This is a genomic window from Citrobacter sp. Cf125 (genome assembly GCF_030333935.1).
Taxonomy (GTDB): domain Bacteria; phylum Pseudomonadota; class Gammaproteobacteria; order Enterobacterales; family Enterobacteriaceae; genus Citrobacter; species Citrobacter freundii.
The window spans coordinates 23,956-39,637 of sequence record NZ_JAOWEY010000015.1; the positions used below are offsets into that span (position 1 = coordinate 23,956).

Genomic DNA, 15,682 nt, shown 5'->3' on the forward strand with positions numbered 1-15,682 from the left:
GAAGAGAATCGATGTGAAAGTACTGACTGTATTTGGCACGCGACCAGAGGCCATAAAAATGGCACCTCTGGTTCATGCGTTGGCAAAAGATCCTGATTTTGAGGCAAAAGTTTGCGTCACGGCGCAGCATCGGGAGATGCTCGATCAGGTGTTGAACCTTTTTTCCATTGTACCTGACTACGATCTCAATATTATGCAGCCAGGTCAGGGACTAACAGAAATTACCTGCCGAATACTGGAAGGATTAAAGCCTATTCTGGCTGACTTTAAACCCGACGTTGTGTTGGTTCACGGCGATACCACGACCACCATTGCCACTAGCCTGACCGCGTTCTATCAGCGTATTCCGGTAGGGCATGTGGAGGCGGGTTTACGTACAGGCGATCTCTACTCTCCCTGGCCGGAAGAGGCGAACCGTACGCTGACCGGGCATTTGGCGATGTATCATTTTGCGCCAACAGAAAACTCGCGCCAAAACCTGCTACGGGAAAACATTTCTGATAGCCGTATCTTCGTTACAGGTAATACGGTTATTGATTCGTTGATCTGGGTTCGCGACCGCGTACTGGCGAACGATAAATTGCGTGCTGAATTAGCAGAGCATTATCCTTTCCTGAGCTCTGATAAAAAAATGATACTGGTGACCGGTCATCGTCGGGAAAGCTTCGGTCGCGGTTTTGAACGCATTTGCCATGCGCTGGCGGAAATTGCTGCGGCCAATCAGAACGTGCAGATTGTTTATCCGGTTCACCTGAATCCTAACGTCAGCGAACCGGTGAATCGCATTCTGGGTCACGTTGAAAACGTCATCCTGATTGAACCGCAGGATTACATGCCGTTTGTCTGGCTGATGAATCATGCCTGGCTGATCCTGACCGACTCCGGTGGGATTCAGGAAGAAGCCCCATCTCTGGGGAAACCAGTACTGGTGATGCGCGAAACGACGGAACGTCCGGAAGCGATTACTGCAGGTACAGTACGTCTGGTAGGGACAGACCCGCAGCGTATTGTCGAAGAAGTCACGCGTTTGCTGCATGACGATAATGAATATCAGACCATGAGCCGCGCCCATAATCCGTATGGTGACGGGCAGGCATGTGGCCGCATTTTACACGCGTTAAAAAATAATCGGATATCGCTATGAGTTTTACGACCATTTCTGTCATTGGGCTGGGTTATATCGGACTGCCGACGGCGGCTGCCTTTGCTTCCCGTCAAAAGCATGTGATTGGCGTAGATGTAAATCAACACGCGGTGGATACCATTAATCGCGGTGAAATTCATATCGTTGAGCCAGATTTGGGCGCCGTGGTGAAAACGGCGGTCGAAAATGGATTTCTGCGTGCGACCACAACCCCTGTAGATGCGGATGCCTTTCTGATTGCTGTGCCTACTCCGTTTAAGGGGGAGCACGAACCCGATATGGTCTACGTTGAAGCCGCAGCCAAGTCTCTTGCACCGGTGTTGAAAAAAGGCGCGTTGGTGATCCTTGAATCGACGTCGCCTGTCGGGGCTACCGAACAGATGGCCACATGGCTGGCTGAAATGCGTCCTGATTTGACTTTCCCGCAGCAGGTCGGTGAACAGGCTGACGTTAACATTGCTTATTGTCCAGAACGTGTGCTGCCGGGCCAGGTGATGGTTGAACTGATTAAAAACGACCGCGTGATTGGGGGCATGACCCCAGTCTGTTCCGCACGCGCCAGTGAGCTGTACAACATCTTCCTTGAAGGGGAATGTGTCGTGACCAACGCCCGCACTGCGGAAATGTGCAAGCTGACTGAAAATAGCTTCCGCGACGTCAATATCGCCTTCGCTAATGAGTTGTCGCTGATTTGCGCCGATCAGGGGATCAACGTCTGGGAACTGATTCGCCTGGCAAATCGCCATCCGCGCGTGAATATTTTGCAGCCGGGTCCGGGTGTTGGCGGGCACTGTATCGCAGTTGATCCGTGGTTTATCGTGGCGCAGAACCCGCAGCAGGCGAAATTGATTCGCACCGCGCGTGAGGTAAACGACGGTAAGCCTCATTGGGTGGTCGATCGGGTAAAAGCTGCCGTGGCCGACTGTCTGGCGGATACCAATAAACGGGCCAGCGAAGTGAAAATTGCCTGTTTTGGTCTGGCATTTAAACCGAATATTGATGATTTACGTGAAAGCCCGGCGATGGGAATTGCGCAAAGTATCGCGCATTGGCACAAAGGCGAAACATTGGTGGTGGAACCGAATATCCATCAACTGCCGAAAAAACTGGAAGGTCTGTGCCAACTGGCAACGCTGGACGATGCCCTGGGAAGCGCCGATGTGCTGGTCTTGCTGGTCGACCACAATGAATTTAAAGCCATTAAAGGCGGTGTGGTTCACCAGCAATATGTCGTTGATACCAAAGGGGTCTGGCGGTGAAAATCCGCGCCAGTATTGAGCCGCTTAGCTGGGAAAATACGTTCTTTGGCGTGCATAGCGCTATTGTGCGTTTTGACCAACACGCGTCGGTTCTGACTGCGGATGCGTTGCAGCCCTGGTCGCGGGTACAGGCAAAAATACCTGCCGCCAATACCCAAGCATTAGATGCCCTGCAACAAATGGGCTTCTCACTGGTTGAAGGTGAAGTAGATTTTGTGCTGCCAGTGACGTGTGCGCATGGTGACCCCGGTGCGCAGGTCGCACAAACTACGGATATCCCTGCATTACGCCATCTGGCAGGACAGGCGTTCGCGCAAAGTCGTTTTCGCGCCCCGTGGTATGCCGCAGATGCCAGCGCGCGTTTTTATGCGCAGTGGATTGAAAACGCGGTGCTGGGGACGTTCGATCATCAATGCCTCGTTTTTCGTACACCAACAGGTGAGATTCGTGGCTATGTCTCGCTGCGTGAACTGAATGCGACCGAGGCGCGAATTGGCCTGCTAGCCGGGCGTGGGGCGGGAGCAGAACTGATGCAGGCCGCGCTTTGCTGGGCGCAGGCTCACGGTAAAACAGCACTGCGTGTGGCGACCCAAATGGGCAATACCGCCGCGCTTAAACGTTATATACACAGTGGTGCGAATGTGGAAAGCACCGCGTATTGGTTATACAGGTGACACGATGATTCCATTTAACGCACCGCCGGTGGTGGGCACTGAACTCGATTACATGCAGACTGCGATGAACAGCGGCAAACTGTGTGGCGACGGCGGTTTTACCCGTCGCTGCCAGCAGTGGCTGGAACAGCATTTTGGCAGCGAGAAAGTATTGCTGACGCCTTCCTGCACCGCATCGCTTGAGATGGCGGCATTGCTGCTGGATATCCAGCCTGGCGACGAAGTCATTATGCCAAGCTATACGTTTGTATCCACGGCCAATGCTTTCGTGCTGCGAGGCGCGAAAATTGTCTTTGTTGATATCCGCCCGGATACCATGAACATTGACGAAACGCTGATTGAAGCGGCGATCACCGACAAAACCCGCGCGATTGTGCCGGTGCATTACGCGGGTGTGGCCTGCGAAATGGATACTATTATGGCGCTGGCGACCAAACATAACCTGTTTGTGGTGGAAGATGCGGCCCAGGGCGTTATGTCGACTTACAAAGGTCGGGCGCTGGGGACGATTGGTCACATCGGTTGCTTTAGCTTTCATGAGACCAAAAACTATACCGCAGGTGGTGAAGGCGGCGCGACGCTGATTAATGATAAAAAATTAGTCGAACGTGCAGAGATCATCCGTGAAAAAGGGACAAACCGCAGCCAGTTTTTCCGTGGCCAGGTAGATAAATATACCTGGCGTGATATCGGCTCCAGCTATTTGATGTCCGATCTACAGGCCGCTTATCTGTGGGCGCAACTGGAAGCAGCGGACCGCATTAACCAGCAGCGTCTGACGCTGTGGCAGAACTACTATGATGCTCTTGAACCGCTGGCGCGTGCCGGACGTATCGAGCTGCCTTCTGTACCGGAAGACTGCGTGCAAAACGCCCATATGTTTTACATCAAGCTGCGCGATATCGACGATCGCACGGCGTTGATTAACTTCCTGAAAGAAGCTGAAATTATGGCGGTGTTCCACTATATCCCGCTGCATGATTGCCCGGCTGGCGACAAATTCGGCGTATTTGCCGGTGTTGATCGTTACACCACCAAAGAGAGCGAGCGTTTGCTGCGTTTACCGCTGTTCTACAACCTGTCGCCGGTCAACCAGCGAACGGTAATTTCGACCTTACTCAACTACTTCGCCTGAAATGTCGCTTGCTAAAGCGTCCTTATGGACGGCAGCCAGTACGCTGGTAAAAATTGGTGCGGGTTTGCTGGTCGTGAAGCTGCTGGCGGTGTCGTTTGGCCCGGCAGGCGTGGGGCAGGCGGGTAACTTCCGCCAGATGGTCACCGTGCTTGGTGTCCTGGCGGGGGCCGGCATTTTCAACGGCGTCACGAAATATGTTGCGCAGCACCATGACGATCCGAACCTGCTCCGCAAGGTCGTCGGTACATCTTCCGCGATGGTGCTGGGATTCTCTACGCTGATGGCGGTTATTTTTCTGCTGGCGGCCGCACCAATCAGTCAGGGATTGTTTGGTCATACTCATTATCAGGGGCTGGTAAGACTGGTTGCGCTGGTGCAGATGGGCATTGCCTGGGCGAATCTGCTGCTGGCGTTGATGAAGGGGTTTCACGATGCGGCGGGTAACGCGCTGTCGCTGATTGTGGGTAGCCTGGTGGGCGTAGTGGCTTATTATGGCTGTTATCGCCTGGGAGGGTATGAAGGCGCTTTGCTGGGTCTGGCATTAGTGCCCGCGTTGGTCGTTATCCCTGCCGCTATTATGCTGATTAAGCGCGGGGCGATTCCTCTGCATTACCTGAAACCCTCGTGGGATAACGGTCTGGCTGGACAGCTAAGCAAGTTTACGCTGATGGCGCTGATTACCTCCGTAACGTTGCCTGTGGCATACGTGATGATGCGAAACCTGCTGGCGGCGCAGTACAGTTGGGATGATGTGGGGATTTGGCAGGGGGTAAGCAGTATCTCTGATGCTTATCTGCAATTCATTACCGCTTCATTCAGCGTTTACTTGCTGCCGACGTTGTCGCGACTGACTGAAAAGCGCGACATTACGCGCGAGGTGGTTAAGTCGCTGAAGTTCGTGTTACCAGCAGTTGCCGCCGCGAGCTTTACCGTTTGGCTACTGCGTGACTTTGCTATCTGGCTGCTTTTCTCCGCAAAATTCACCGCCATGCGCGATCTGTTTGCCTGGCAACTGGTTGGCGATGTACTAAAAGTTGGGGCGTATGTCTTTGGGTATCTGGTGATCGCGAAAGCGTCGCTGCGGTTTTATATTTTGGCTGAAATTAGCCAGTTCATGTTATTGACGGTGTTTGCTCACTGGCTGATCCCTGCACATGGTGCGCTGGGAGCGGCACAGGCTTATATGGCAACGTACATCGTCTATTTTTCACTTTGTTGTGGCGTGTTTTTACTCTGGCGTAGGCGGGCATGACTGTACTGATTCACGTTCTGGGATCGGATATCCCTCACCATAACCAAACCGTGTTGCGGTTTTTCAACGACTCGCTTGCCGCGACGAGCGAGCACGCGCGCACGTTTATGGTTGCCGGTCAGGATGCGGGATTCAGTGAGAGCTGCCCAGCGTTATCGCTGAGTTTTTACAGCGGGAAAAAAGCGTTAGCCGAAGCAGTTATCGCGAAAGCAAAAGCGAATCGCCAACAGCGATTCTTCTTCCACGGTCAGTTCAACACCAGCCTGTGGTTGGCGCTGCTGGGCGGGGGAATTAAACCGACGCAGTTTTACTGGCATATCTGGGGTGCTGATTTATACGAAGTCTCCAGTGGGCTGAAATTCCGCCTGTTTTACCCGATTCGCCGCATGGCGCAGAATCGCGTGGGCTGCGTGTTTGCCACACGGGGCGATTTACGTTATTTCGCCGAGCAACATCCGCATCTACGGGGTGAGTTGCTCTATTTCCCAACGCGAATGGATCCTTCACTCAATAACATGAGCAATGATTGTCAGCGCAGCGGCAAGATGACGGTGCTGGTTGGCAACTCTGGCGATCGCAGCAATGAGCATGTTGCCGCGCTGCGTGCTGTCCATCAGCAGTTCGGCGACACGGTGAACGTGATTGTGCCGATGGGTTATCCCGCCAATAATGAGGCCTATATCGACGAGGTTCGCCAGGCCGGTATGGCATTATTTAGCGCTGATAATCTGCAAATTTTAAGTGAAAAGCTGGAATTTGATGCCTATCTAACATTATTGCGGCAATGCGATTTGGGTTACTTTATTTTTGCCCGACAGCAGGGGATCGGTACCCTGTGTTTGCTGATCCAGGCGGGTATCCCGTGCGTGCTCAACCGTGAAAATCCCTTCTGGCAGGATATGGTGGAACAGAATCTTCCGGTGTTATTTACCACGGATGATCTCAATGAAGGCGTCGTACGTGAAGCGCAGCGCCAGTTGGCATCGGTAGATAAAAACACGATTACCTTCTTTAGCCCGAATTATCTGCAGCCGTGGTATAACGCGCTGCGCATTGCTTCAGGAGAAACCGTATGAGCCTGATGCAATTCAGCGGTCTGCTGGTAGTCTGGCTGCTCTCCACCTTGTTTATCGCCACGCTGACCTGGTTTGAGTTCCGCCGCGTACGTTTTAACTTCAATGTTTTCTTCTCATTGTTGTTCTTGCTGACGTTCTTCTTCGGATTCCCGTTAACCAGCATCCTGGTGTTCCGCTTTGATGTGGCAGTGGCTCCGCCGGAGATCCTGCTGCAGGCCTTGCTGTCAGCAGCCTGTTTCTATGCCGTCTACTACGTGACGTATAAAACGCGATTGCGTAAGCGAGTAGAGGGTAAGCCGCGCAGGCCGCTGTTTACTATCAATCGCGTTGAAGCCCATTTGACCTGGGTTATCCTGATGGCGATTGCGCTGGTGAGCGTGGGCGTCTTCTTTATGCACAACGGATTCCTGCTGTTCAGACTGCAATCCTATAGCCAGATTTTTTCCAGCGAAGTCTCTGGGGTCGCTCTGAAGCGTTTCTTCTACTTCTTCATTCCGGCCATGCTGGTGGTTTATTTCCTGCGTCAGGACAGCAAAGCGTGGTTGTTCTTCCTGGTGAGCACCGTCGCGTTTGGTTTGCTGACCTATATGATTGTGGGCGGGACACGCGCCAATATCATAATCGCGTTTGCCATCTTCTTGTTTATCGGCATTATTCGCGGCTGGATTTCGCTGTGGATGTTGGTCGCCGCAGGCGTGCTGGGTATTGTCGGGATGTTCTGGCTGGCCTTGAAGCGCTACGGAATGAGCGTTAGCGGCGATGAGGCGTTCTATACGTTCCTGTACCTTACGCGCGACACCTTCTCGCCGTGGGAGAACCTGGCGCTGTTGCTGCAGAATTACCACAATATTGAGTTCCAGGGGCTGGCGCCGATTGTTCGTGACTTCTATGTCTTTATCCCTTCCTGGCTGTGGCCTGGGCGGCCGAGTATTGTACTCAACTCAGCGAACTACTTTACCTGGGAAGTGTTGAACAACCACTCGGGACTGGCGATTTCGCCGACGTTAATTGGTTCACTGGTGGTGATGGGCGGGGCGCTTTTTATACCATTAGGCGCGATTGTCGTTGGACTCATTATCAAGTGGTTCGACTGGCTGTATGAGCTAGGTAACCAAGAAACCAATCGCTATAAGGCGGCGATTTTGCACAGTTTCTGTTTTGGCGCCATTTTCAATATGATCGTGTTGGCACGTGAAGGGCTGGATTCGTTTGTCTCGCGAGTGGTCTTTTTCCTCGTGATTTTTGGCGTTTGCCTACTGATGGCAAAACTGCTGTTTTGGCTATTCGATAGCGCAGGACTCATCCATAAACGAATCAAGTCGCTGCCCCGGACACAAATTGAAGGATCGTAATGACAGATAACATAACTGCGCCGCTGTATTCGCTGCGCGGATTACAACTGATTGGCTGGCGCGATATGCAACATGCGCTGAATTACCTGTTTGCCGAAGGACACCTCAGGTCAGGAACGCTGGTGGCTATCAACGCTGAGAAAATGCTGACAGCAGAAGATAATCCTGAAGTGAGGGAGCTGATCAACGCCGCGGAGTTCAAATATGCGGATGGGATTAGCGTGGTGCGTTCGGTGCGCAAAAAATTCCCACAGGCGCAGGTTTCACGTGTGGCCGGTGCTGACCTTTGGGAAGCGCTGATGGCGCGAGCCGGGCAAAACGGAACGCCTGTTTTCCTGGTTGGTGGCAAGCCTGAAGTTCTGGCGCAAACAGAGGCAAAACTACGTGCACAGTGGCGTGTGAACATTGTGGGTAGCCAGGATGGTTATTTTACCTCAGAGCAGTGTCAGGCGTTATTTGAGCGTATTCACGCCAGCGGCGCGCAAATTGTGACGGTGGCGATGGGTTCGCCGAAACAAGAGATCTTTATGCGTGATTGCCGCAAGACTCACCCTGACGCGCTGTATATGGGCGTGGGTGGCACCTACGACGTCTTTACCGGTCACGTTAAGCGTGCGCCTAAAATCTGGCAAAATCTGGGGCTGGAGTGGCTGTATCGCTTATTGTCGCAACCGAGCCGTATTACTCGACAACTTCGCTTATTACGCTATCTACGCTGGCACTATACCGGCAACCTCTGACGCCCTCTCTCCTCTGATAAGTAGCGTGATCTGCTAATTACGCTACTTATTCACAACATAATCGCTGCTTTCTCGCACAATATATTCATTTTTTGAATGCTTTAATTGCCATTTAAGCGATTTTAGGAAACCATTCGCAACAATCATTTCAGTGCCGTGGAGTTTTGACGCCAACTGCTAAGCGGTCGGTGTCGTATAGCCTGTTATGACATAACAAGATGTACCCATAACGAGAACCGGTAATACCGGACAGCATGCAAACACAACAAGAGGATTTATGGCCGAGAACAAACCTGAGCTACAGCGTGGGCTGGAGGCTCGTCACATCGAATTAATTGCCCTCGGGGGCACTATTGGCGTCGGGCTGTTTATGGGGGCCGCCAGTACCCTGAAATGGGCGGGACCTTCGGTTCTGCTGGCGTATATCGTCGCCGGGCTGTTCGTATTTTTCATTATGCGTTCTATGGGGGAGATGTTATTCCTCGAGCCGGTTGCCGGTTCATTCGCTGTTTACGCTCACCGTTATATGAGCCCCTTCTTTGGCTATCTCACCGCCTGGTCATACTGGTTTATGTGGATGGCGGTGGGGATCTCAGAGATTACCGCCATCGGGGTGTACGTCCAGTTCTGGTTCCCGGAAATGGCGCAATGGATACCCGCACTGATCGCGGTCGGACTGGTTGCATTGGCGAACCTCGCCGCAGTTCGCTTGTATGGTGAAATTGAGTTCTGGTTTGCCATGATCAAAGTGACCACCATCATTGTGATGATCGTCATTGGGTTAGGGGTGATTTTCTTCGGTTTTGGTAATGGCGGTCAGGCGATCGGCTTTGGCAACCTGACCGAACACGGCGGTTTCTTTGCCGGTGGTTGGAAGGGCTTCCTGACAGCATTGTGTATTGTCGTGGCTTCTTACCAGGGCGTGGAGCTGATTGGCATTACTGCAGGTGAAGCGAAGAACCCACAGGTCACGCTGCGTAGCGCGGTAGGTAAAGTGCTGTGGCGTATCCTGATTTTCTACGTTGGCGCAATTTTTGTTATCGTCACTATTTTCCCGTGGAACGAGATTGGCAGCAACGGCAGTCCGTTTGTTCTCACCTTTGCCAAGATTGGTATTACCGCCGCGGCGGGGATTATTAACTTTGTGGTCCTGACGGCGGCGCTGTCGGGTTGTAATAGCGGCATGTACAGCTGTGGGCGTATGCTCTACGCGCTGGCCAAGAATCGCCAGCTCCCCGCCGCTGTTGGGAAAGTTTCTCGCCATGGCGTACCGGTTGCCGGCGTGGCCATTTCTATCGCGATCCTGCTGATTGGTTCGTGCCTGAACTACATCATTCCCAATCCGCAGCGCGTGTTTGTTTATGTCTATAGCGCCAGCGTGTTGCCGGGGATGGTGCCGTGGTTTGTGATCCTGATAAGCCAGCTGCGTTTCCGTCAGGCGCATAAAGCGGCGATTGCCAGTCATCCATTCCGCTCCATTCTGTTCCCGTGGGCGAATTATTTGACGATGGCGTTCCTGATTTGCGTATTAATTGGCATGTACTTTAATGAAGATACCCGAATGTCGCTTTTTGTTGGCATAGGTTTCTTGTTGGCCGTGACGTTCATTTATAAGGTTTTTGGTCTGAATCGTCATGGCACAGCCCATAAATTGCGGGAATAAGCGACAAAACGCACAAACCATGACCAAACGATAATTTATTTTAAAAAAGCACTAGACAGAAGACCGAGACCTCCGTAATATCCAGCCCCGCAACGGCGCTAAGCGCCCGTAGCTCAGCTGGATAGAGCGCTGCCCTCCGGAGGCAGAGGTCTCAGGTTCGAATCCTGTCGGGCGCACCATTTAGTAGGGTGCCAGAGCTGCGGTGGTTTTAATACCGCGTAAAAGATTTGCAGTGGTGGCTATAGCTCAGTTGGTAGAGCCCTGGATTGTGATTCCAGTTGTCGTGGGTTCGAATCCCATTAGCCACCCCATTAATTTAAAGTTGTGAAATGCGAAGGTGGCGGAATTGGTAGACGCGCTAGCTTCAGGTGTTAGTGTCCTTAGGATGTGGGGGTTCGAGTCCCCCCCCTCGCACCACGACTTAAAGAATTGAACTAAAAATTCAAAAAGCAGTAAAACGGCGAGTAGCGCAGCTTGGTAGCGCAACTGGTTTGGGACCAGTGGGTCGGAGGTTCGAATCCTCTCTCGCCGACCAATTTTGAACCCCGCTTCGGCGGGGTTTTTTGTTTTCTGATTTTCCCTTCTCAGCCTTTATTCCCGCGAATTACCTGATGTCTTAAAAAGTCCGAATACCTGGTTTTTGCAGTGCAATCGTGGCATGCCTTGTGCAATAATATGCGGGTAGATGCTCATTCCATCTCTTATGTTCGCCCTCTGGCCTCATAAACTCAGGAATGATGCAGAGCCATTTACGGTGCTTATCGTCCACAGACAGATGTCGCGTAGCCTCATCAAACACCATGGACATAACGTTGAGTGAAGCACCCATTTATGTTGTCATACAGACCTGTTTAACGCCTGCTCCTTACCGAGCGGGCGTTTTTTTATGCATACACAAAATCCTTCGAACTGCTTCTCGAATGATTTTGTGTATACGATTGAAAAATATGTAGGCCCGGTAAGCGAAAGCGCTACCGGGCATTCAGGAGTTACTGCGGGGGATTGTTGTTCTGCAACGTCAACATCAGGCCATCACGACGCATGGTGGCGGCTTCTTCCGGCTGATGCAGTCTGTCCAGAGCGTCAGCAAGCCAGGCGTAGTCATAGGCATCCGGGCGCTGTTTGAGAGCGGCACGGAAGGCGAGCGTGGCTTCTTGCCATTCCCCATGCTTCATTAACGACTGACCCAGCGTACTCCACAGCAACGGGCGATCGCCCACGGCTTTAATCTGCTGGCGCAGCACTTTTTCTATCTGTTCCGGATTATTGGTTTTCAGACGCGGGATTGGCAGCACCAGACGGTCATCGTACTGACGTTTCAAACCATCAATGATGACCTGCTGCGCCGTATCGTGATCGTCACACTCAATCAGATGTTCAGCCATTGCTACCTGCAAAGCAACCTGATGACGAGTTTTACGGTTCTGGTTTTTCCACCATGCACGCAGCCCCTCGCTGCCCTGATCGGCGCGGACCTGATCCATCAAGCCAACCCATGCCTGTTGTTCCAGCATGGCGCGGTGCTCGTCATCACCCACATGCGCTTTTGCCATGGATGGGATGATATCCAGCAAGGAACTCCATGCGCCGGTGCGAATGTAGGCCTGCTCAGCCAGACGCAGCACTTCCGGATGACGTGGCGTTACTTCCAGCAGTTTGTCTATGCTGTGGCGTGCGGCGTGATTTTCATTACGCGCCAGTTGCAGGCGAACGCGAGCGATTTCTACCGGGATCGTATCATTTCCCGCCAGTTCGGCAGCACGCTCAAGGTGTTGGTTGGCGCGAGCTTCGTCACCGCGCTGCTGAGCCGCTTCTGCCGCCAGCAGGTAATTCACTACTGGTTGTTCTGCATGATCGGCATTTTTCGACATCAGCTTCTCAACCTGCTGATAGTCACCTTCTGCCAGTTTGAGCAGCGCCTGTTCGGTCTGCTTACGGGCGCGACGACGTTTACGACCCACAAACCACCCACGGGTATGTGCGCCGGTGCGGAAAATTCGGCGCAACAGCCATTCAATCGCAAACAGGACGACCATGGCGACGATCAGGATGATCACCAGGCCCGTCACGCTGGTTTCGATATTGTAGTTATCCGTCTGGATCAGCACATAGCCCTGATGACCGGCTATCATCGGACCGACGACGATCCCGGCGATCAACAGCACAAAGAGCAACAATACTTTTAGCATCATTATTCTCCTTGCGGCGCGGTTGCCGGAGCGTCTGTCGAAGGCGCTGGCGCTGCTGCTACCGGTGCTGTGGCAGGTTGCGCCAGTAAATTACGTACGCGGGTCTGCATTAACTTGTCGAGAATAGCCTGACTCTGCAGCGTTTCCGGGACATCCATACTGATGCTTTGCTGGCTCAGTTGGTCTACTTCTTCAAGGAACGCTTTGGTCGCTGCATCGTCGGTGTCGTAGTAAGCACGCACCCATGTGGAGACATTTTCCAGCGCCTGGCGGTATGTCTCTTCCTGATGACGCGGCACGGCCTGGGCCGCTACTAACAGGCGGGAACGGATATTTTCACGTAAGTAAACGTCCTGGTTCGGTGCCAGCAGCGGTACGGCAGTTTCATCACGACGGCGCACGGTGATAAAGCTGTCCATAAAGTTCTGCCAGCTTTTTTGCAGATTGACGCGCCATTCGCTAATCGAGCTGGAAAGCTCGCTGCTGTCCGAGTCCATCGGTGAATCGTCGGTGTCGTTGTCGGCCAAACGCAGGTTATCGATCTGATTAGAGAGTTGATTCACTTTCAGGATAATGCCGTCATAGTCGACCTGAGTCACCGCGGAGAGGCTCGCGATATCGTCAGTAATCGCACGTCGCGCGGTAATTAAGCTCGGGTCGTTCATATCTGCCAGACTGGCATCGGCGCTTTTCAGCAGCGCGGCGGCGGTGGTGACGTCCTGATCGCTCCATAATTTGCGACCAGCCAGTTTCACCAGGAAATCAGCCTGCGCCAGCAGCCATGTTCCAGCATCGTTGCCGGAGATGGTGGCGACTTTTTGCTGGACTTCATCAAGCTGTTTGACCAGCGCGGCCTGCTGGCGAGTGGCTTCATCCAGCTGCGTTGCCTGCTGTTTAATAATACCTTCCAGCTCAGCTTTCTGGCTTTCCTGCGCTTTTTGCAGTGCCGTCAGCTGGTTCGCCAGCGCATCGCTGGTTGCCGTTTGTGTTGTTGCCTGTTGTTTCCCCCAGCCGTACAGCCCAACGCCTGCTGCCAGCGCAATAGCAATCGCCACAGCGCTCAGAATCAGCGCCGTGCTGTTCTTACTCTTTTTTTCAGTATTAACTGGCTGTGACGTGGTTTCCACGGCCTCCCTGGTCTCTTCAACCACGGCGGAGGATTTTTCTTGTTCCGTCATTATGGCATCCCATTATGAGAGTTATTGTAATGCGCGTAGTAGCGCATCGTTGTCGGCGTTATCAGCGACCTTAATATCTTGCCAGCCCAGTTCCCGGGCGAGGTGCGCCAGACGCTCACTGACGACCAGCAGCCGACAGCGTAGTAACCAGTGCTCACGATACCACTGTGGAATAAGCGTCCAGAGCTGTTGTAGCATCTCTCCGCTAGTGACGACCACCGTGGTTACGCCACGGGATTGCCAGCGCATCGCTTCTTCTGCACCATCGTAATATTTTGCACTGCGTTGATAACATTCACAAAAATCGACATCGGCTCCGCGTGCCGTCAGGGTTTCACCTATCAGCTCACGGCCACCGTTGCCGCGTAATATAAGCGCGCGTTTTCCCGCAATATTTTGTAATTCAGGTAATTGTAGCAAGACTTCGCTAATTTCCCGATCCAGAGGGTAGTGAATATTGAAGCCGCTAACAGTATGCAGCGCCAGCGCCGTTGTACGGCCAATGGCAAAATACCGCGGAAGGGATGGCCAGCTTTTCTCTTGCTGCTGAAGCTCGGCATCTGCAAAGGTAACGGCGTGCTGCGAGAGGGCGAAGACCAGATCGTTCTCCGTCAGCGCCGACAGTCGGGAAGCAAGCGTTGCCAGTTCCCGACCAGGTGAAAACTCGATGAGCGGAAAACTCCAGGCCACCTGCCCCAGTGTGCGCAGACGGCTCACTAACTCTTCCCCAGCGGGAGACGGGCGGGTGACCAGAATACTCATGCGGGTGCTTCTCCGTTATAAACTTCAGCCAGAATGGCGCGCGCACCGTTCTCCAGCAGTTCTTCTGCCAGAGAGATGCCCATCTGTTCGGCATCCTGTGTGGCGCCGCGACGTTCTCCGCATACCATCTGTGAACCGTCTGGCGCGCCGACCAGCGCACGTAGCCAAATCTCACCGTCGATGATTTCGGCATAGCTACCAATAGGTACCTGACATCCCCCTTCCAGGCGGGTGTTCATGGCGCGTTCTGCTTTGACGCGTAGCGCGGTTTCTTCATGGTTGAGCGGCGCTAACAGCGCCTGAGTGCGCATATCATCCAGTCGACATTCTATGCCTACTGCGCCTTGTCCGACAGCGGGCAGGGAGACTTCCGGCGGCAGAGCGGTACGGACTCGCGACTCAAGACCTAAACGTTTTAATCCAGCGACCGCCAGAATAATGGCGTCATAATCGCCGTTATCCAGTTTGCTGAGGCGCGTGCCTACGTTGCCGCGTAGCGAACGGATGACGAGATCCGGGCGACGCTTCGCCAACTGGCATTGGCGACGCAAACTGGATGTCCCAACGATGCTGCCTGCGGGGAGTTCATCCAGCGTGTTGTACTTATTTGAGACGAAAGCATCACGCGGATCCTCTCGCTCGCAAATGGTGACCAGTCCAAGACCGTCAGGGAATTCAACCGGCACATCCTTCATGGAATGCACGGCGATATCGGCGCGTTTTTCCAGCAGCGCGACTTCCAGCTCTTTAACAAACAACCCTTTCCCTCCGACTTTCGCCAGCGGGGTATCAAGGATCACATCGCCACGGGTTACCATAGGAACCAGTTCCACGATCAGACCTGGGTGGTTTGCCATTAAGGCGTCTTTGACATAATGTGCCTGCCAGAGCGCAAGGGGGCTTTGGCGTGTGGCAATTCTCAAAACATTGTCTAACATGCTTGTTACCGTCATTATCAATCATTGACCATCCTAACATCCTTATCAAAGGGATGTCAGCGTTACGCTCAAACGTAAGTGAGAGGAAAGGCGCTGCATCATCACTGTCAGTGAATAATGACGAGAAAAACCTCCCGACCGTATGAAGGAATTTACACGTAACGAACGGTGCTACACTGGTATGTAGCGCATCTTTCTTTACGGTCAATGAGCAAGGTGTTAAATTGATCACGTTTTAGACCATTTTTTCATCTGTAACTAATAAAAGTGCAGGGGAAAAAGGTAACGGTTATTTTTGACATACGGTTTATCCGGACTGA

General features: G+C 52.9%; 13 protein-coding genes and 4 tRNA genes. 13 read left to right on the forward strand and 4 right to left on the reverse strand.

Translation table 11 applies throughout. From position 1 onward, the window contains the following. The first annotated feature begins 13 nt into the window (after positions 1–13). From wecB to OGV89_RS00930, 13 genes are all read left to right on the forward strand, one after another. Positions 14–1,144 carry a non-hydrolyzing UDP-N-acetylglucosamine 2-epimerase gene (gene wecB / locus OGV89_RS00870; RefSeq protein WP_003844618.1) on the forward strand — a complete coding sequence of 377 codons (1,131 nt, stop codon included), beginning with the start codon at positions 14–16 and terminating at the stop codon, positions 1,142–1,144. Then, positions 1,141–2,403 carry a UDP-N-acetyl-D-mannosamine dehydrogenase gene (gene wecC / locus OGV89_RS00875; RefSeq protein ID WP_003844619.1) on the forward strand — a complete coding sequence of 421 codons (1,263 nt, stop codon included), beginning with the start codon at positions 1,141–1,143 and terminating at the stop codon, positions 2,401–2,403. Before wecB ends, wecC begins: the two co-directional genes overlap by 4 nt. Continuing rightward, positions 2,400–3,077, forward strand: a complete 678-nt coding sequence (rffC, locus tag OGV89_RS00880) for a dTDP-4-amino-4,6-dideoxy-D-galactose acyltransferase (protein WP_032938460.1) — start codon at positions 2,400–2,402, stop codon at positions 3,075–3,077. The genes wecC and rffC overlap by 4 nt, the downstream gene beginning before the upstream one ends. Positions 3,078–3,081: 4 nt before the next feature. Beyond that, complete coding sequence (gene rffA, locus OGV89_RS00885; protein ID WP_048234255.1) at positions 3,082–4,212, forward strand: dTDP-4-amino-4,6-dideoxygalactose transaminase; 1,131 nt, start codon at positions 3,082–3,084, stop codon at positions 4,210–4,212. A 1-nt stretch (position 4,213) separates the two neighbouring features. After that, positions 4,214–5,464, forward strand: coding sequence for a lipid III flippase WzxE (gene wzxE, locus OGV89_RS00890; RefSeq protein ID WP_286558005.1), 1,251 nt, complete (start codon positions 4,214–4,216; stop codon positions 5,462–5,464). Continuing rightward, positions 5,461–6,540, forward strand: a complete 1,080-nt coding sequence (locus OGV89_RS00895) for a TDP-N-acetylfucosamine:lipid II N-acetylfucosaminyltransferase (RefSeq protein WP_286558007.1) — start codon at positions 5,461–5,463, stop codon at positions 6,538–6,540. Before wzxE ends, OGV89_RS00895 begins: the two co-directional genes overlap by 4 nt. After that, entirely contained in the window at positions 6,537–7,892 is a 1,356-nt protein-coding gene (gene wzyE, locus OGV89_RS00900; protein WP_003017967.1) for an ECA oligosaccharide polymerase, read from the forward strand. Before OGV89_RS00895 ends, wzyE begins: the two co-directional genes overlap by 4 nt. Continuing rightward, on the forward strand, positions 7,892–8,632 hold the full coding sequence (wecG, locus tag OGV89_RS00905; protein ID WP_061549305.1) for a lipopolysaccharide N-acetylmannosaminouronosyltransferase: 741 nt from the start codon (positions 7,892–7,894) through the stop codon (positions 8,630–8,632). The genes wzyE and wecG overlap by 1 nt, the downstream gene beginning before the upstream one ends. A gap of 277 nt (positions 8,633–8,909) precedes the next feature. Beyond that, positions 8,910–10,295: a bifunctional threonine/serine APC transporter ThrP gene (gene thrP, locus OGV89_RS00910; protein ID WP_286558010.1), complete on the forward strand. Its 1,386-nt coding sequence runs from the start codon at positions 8,910–8,912 to the stop codon at positions 10,293–10,295. A 102-nt stretch (positions 10,296–10,397) separates the two neighbouring features. Beyond that, positions 10,398–10,474, forward strand: a tRNA-Arg gene (locus tag OGV89_RS00915). Between the two features lie 56 nt (positions 10,475–10,530). Beyond that, positions 10,531–10,606, forward strand: a tRNA-His gene (locus tag OGV89_RS00920). A gap of 20 nt (positions 10,607–10,626) precedes the next feature. Further along, positions 10,627–10,712 (forward strand) — tRNA-Leu (locus OGV89_RS00925). Between the two features lie 41 nt (positions 10,713–10,753). Beyond that, positions 10,754–10,830 (forward strand) — tRNA-Pro (locus OGV89_RS00930). Between the two features lie 454 nt (positions 10,831–11,284). Here OGV89_RS00930 and hemY read toward each other — a convergent pair. The 4 genes from hemY to hemC are packed head-to-tail and all read right to left on the reverse strand — an operon-like array spanning position 11,285 to position 15,362. Then, complete coding sequence (gene hemY, locus OGV89_RS00935; protein ID WP_003017958.1) at positions 11,285–12,484, reverse strand: protoheme IX biogenesis protein HemY; 1,200 nt, start codon at positions 12,482–12,484, stop codon at positions 11,285–11,287. 2 nt (positions 12,485–12,486) lie between these two features. Continuing rightward, entirely contained in the window at positions 12,487–13,662 is a 1,176-nt protein-coding gene (gene hemX / locus OGV89_RS00940) for a uroporphyrinogen-III C-methyltransferase (RefSeq protein WP_286558013.1), read from the reverse strand. A gap of 21 nt (positions 13,663–13,683) precedes the next feature. Continuing rightward, positions 13,684–14,424, reverse strand: coding sequence for a uroporphyrinogen-III synthase (hemD, locus tag OGV89_RS00945; RefSeq protein ID WP_005133323.1), 741 nt, complete (start codon positions 14,422–14,424; stop codon positions 13,684–13,686). After that, positions 14,421–15,362 (reverse strand): hydroxymethylbilane synthase, encoded by a 942-nt coding sequence (gene hemC / locus OGV89_RS00950; protein WP_003841203.1) that lies wholly within the window; start codon positions 15,360–15,362, stop codon positions 14,421–14,423. Before hemC ends, hemD begins: the two co-directional genes overlap by 4 nt. Positions 15,363–15,682 lie beyond the last annotated feature (320 nt).

What these genes read in the sequence shown, in the direction of transcription:
- rffA (WP_048234255.1), top strand. Translation starts at nt 3,082, where the DNA reads ATGATTCCATTTAACGCACCGCCGGTGGTGGGCACTGAACTCGATTAC.
- wzyE (WP_003017967.1), top strand. Translation starts at nt 6,537, where the DNA reads ATGAGCCTGATGCAATTCAGCGGTCTGCTGGTAGTCTGGCTGCTCTCC.
- hemX (WP_286558013.1), bottom strand. Translation starts at nt 13,662, where the DNA reads ATGACGGAACAAGAAAAATCCTCCGCCGTGGTTGAAGAGACCAGGGAG.
- OGV89_RS00895 (WP_286558007.1), top strand. Translation starts at nt 5,461, where the DNA reads ATGACTGTACTGATTCACGTTCTGGGATCGGATATCCCTCACCATAAC.
- hemC (WP_003841203.1), bottom strand. Translation starts at nt 15,362, where the DNA reads ATGTTAGACAATGTTTTGAGAATTGCCACACGCCAAAGCCCCCTTGCG.
- hemD (WP_005133323.1), bottom strand. Translation starts at nt 14,424, where the DNA reads ATGAGTATTCTGGTCACCCGCCCGTCTCCCGCTGGGGAAGAGTTAGTG.
- hemY (WP_003017958.1), bottom strand. Translation starts at nt 12,484, where the DNA reads ATGCTAAAAGTATTGTTGCTCTTTGTGCTGTTGATCGCCGGGATCGTC.
- thrP (WP_286558010.1), top strand. Translation starts at nt 8,910, where the DNA reads ATGGCCGAGAACAAACCTGAGCTACAGCGTGGGCTGGAGGCTCGTCAC.
- wecC (WP_003844619.1), top strand. Translation starts at nt 1,141, where the DNA reads ATGAGTTTTACGACCATTTCTGTCATTGGGCTGGGTTATATCGGACTG.
- wzxE (WP_286558005.1), top strand. Translation starts at nt 4,214, where the DNA reads ATGTCGCTTGCTAAAGCGTCCTTATGGACGGCAGCCAGTACGCTGGTA.
- wecG (WP_061549305.1), top strand. Translation starts at nt 7,892, where the DNA reads ATGACAGATAACATAACTGCGCCGCTGTATTCGCTGCGCGGATTACAA.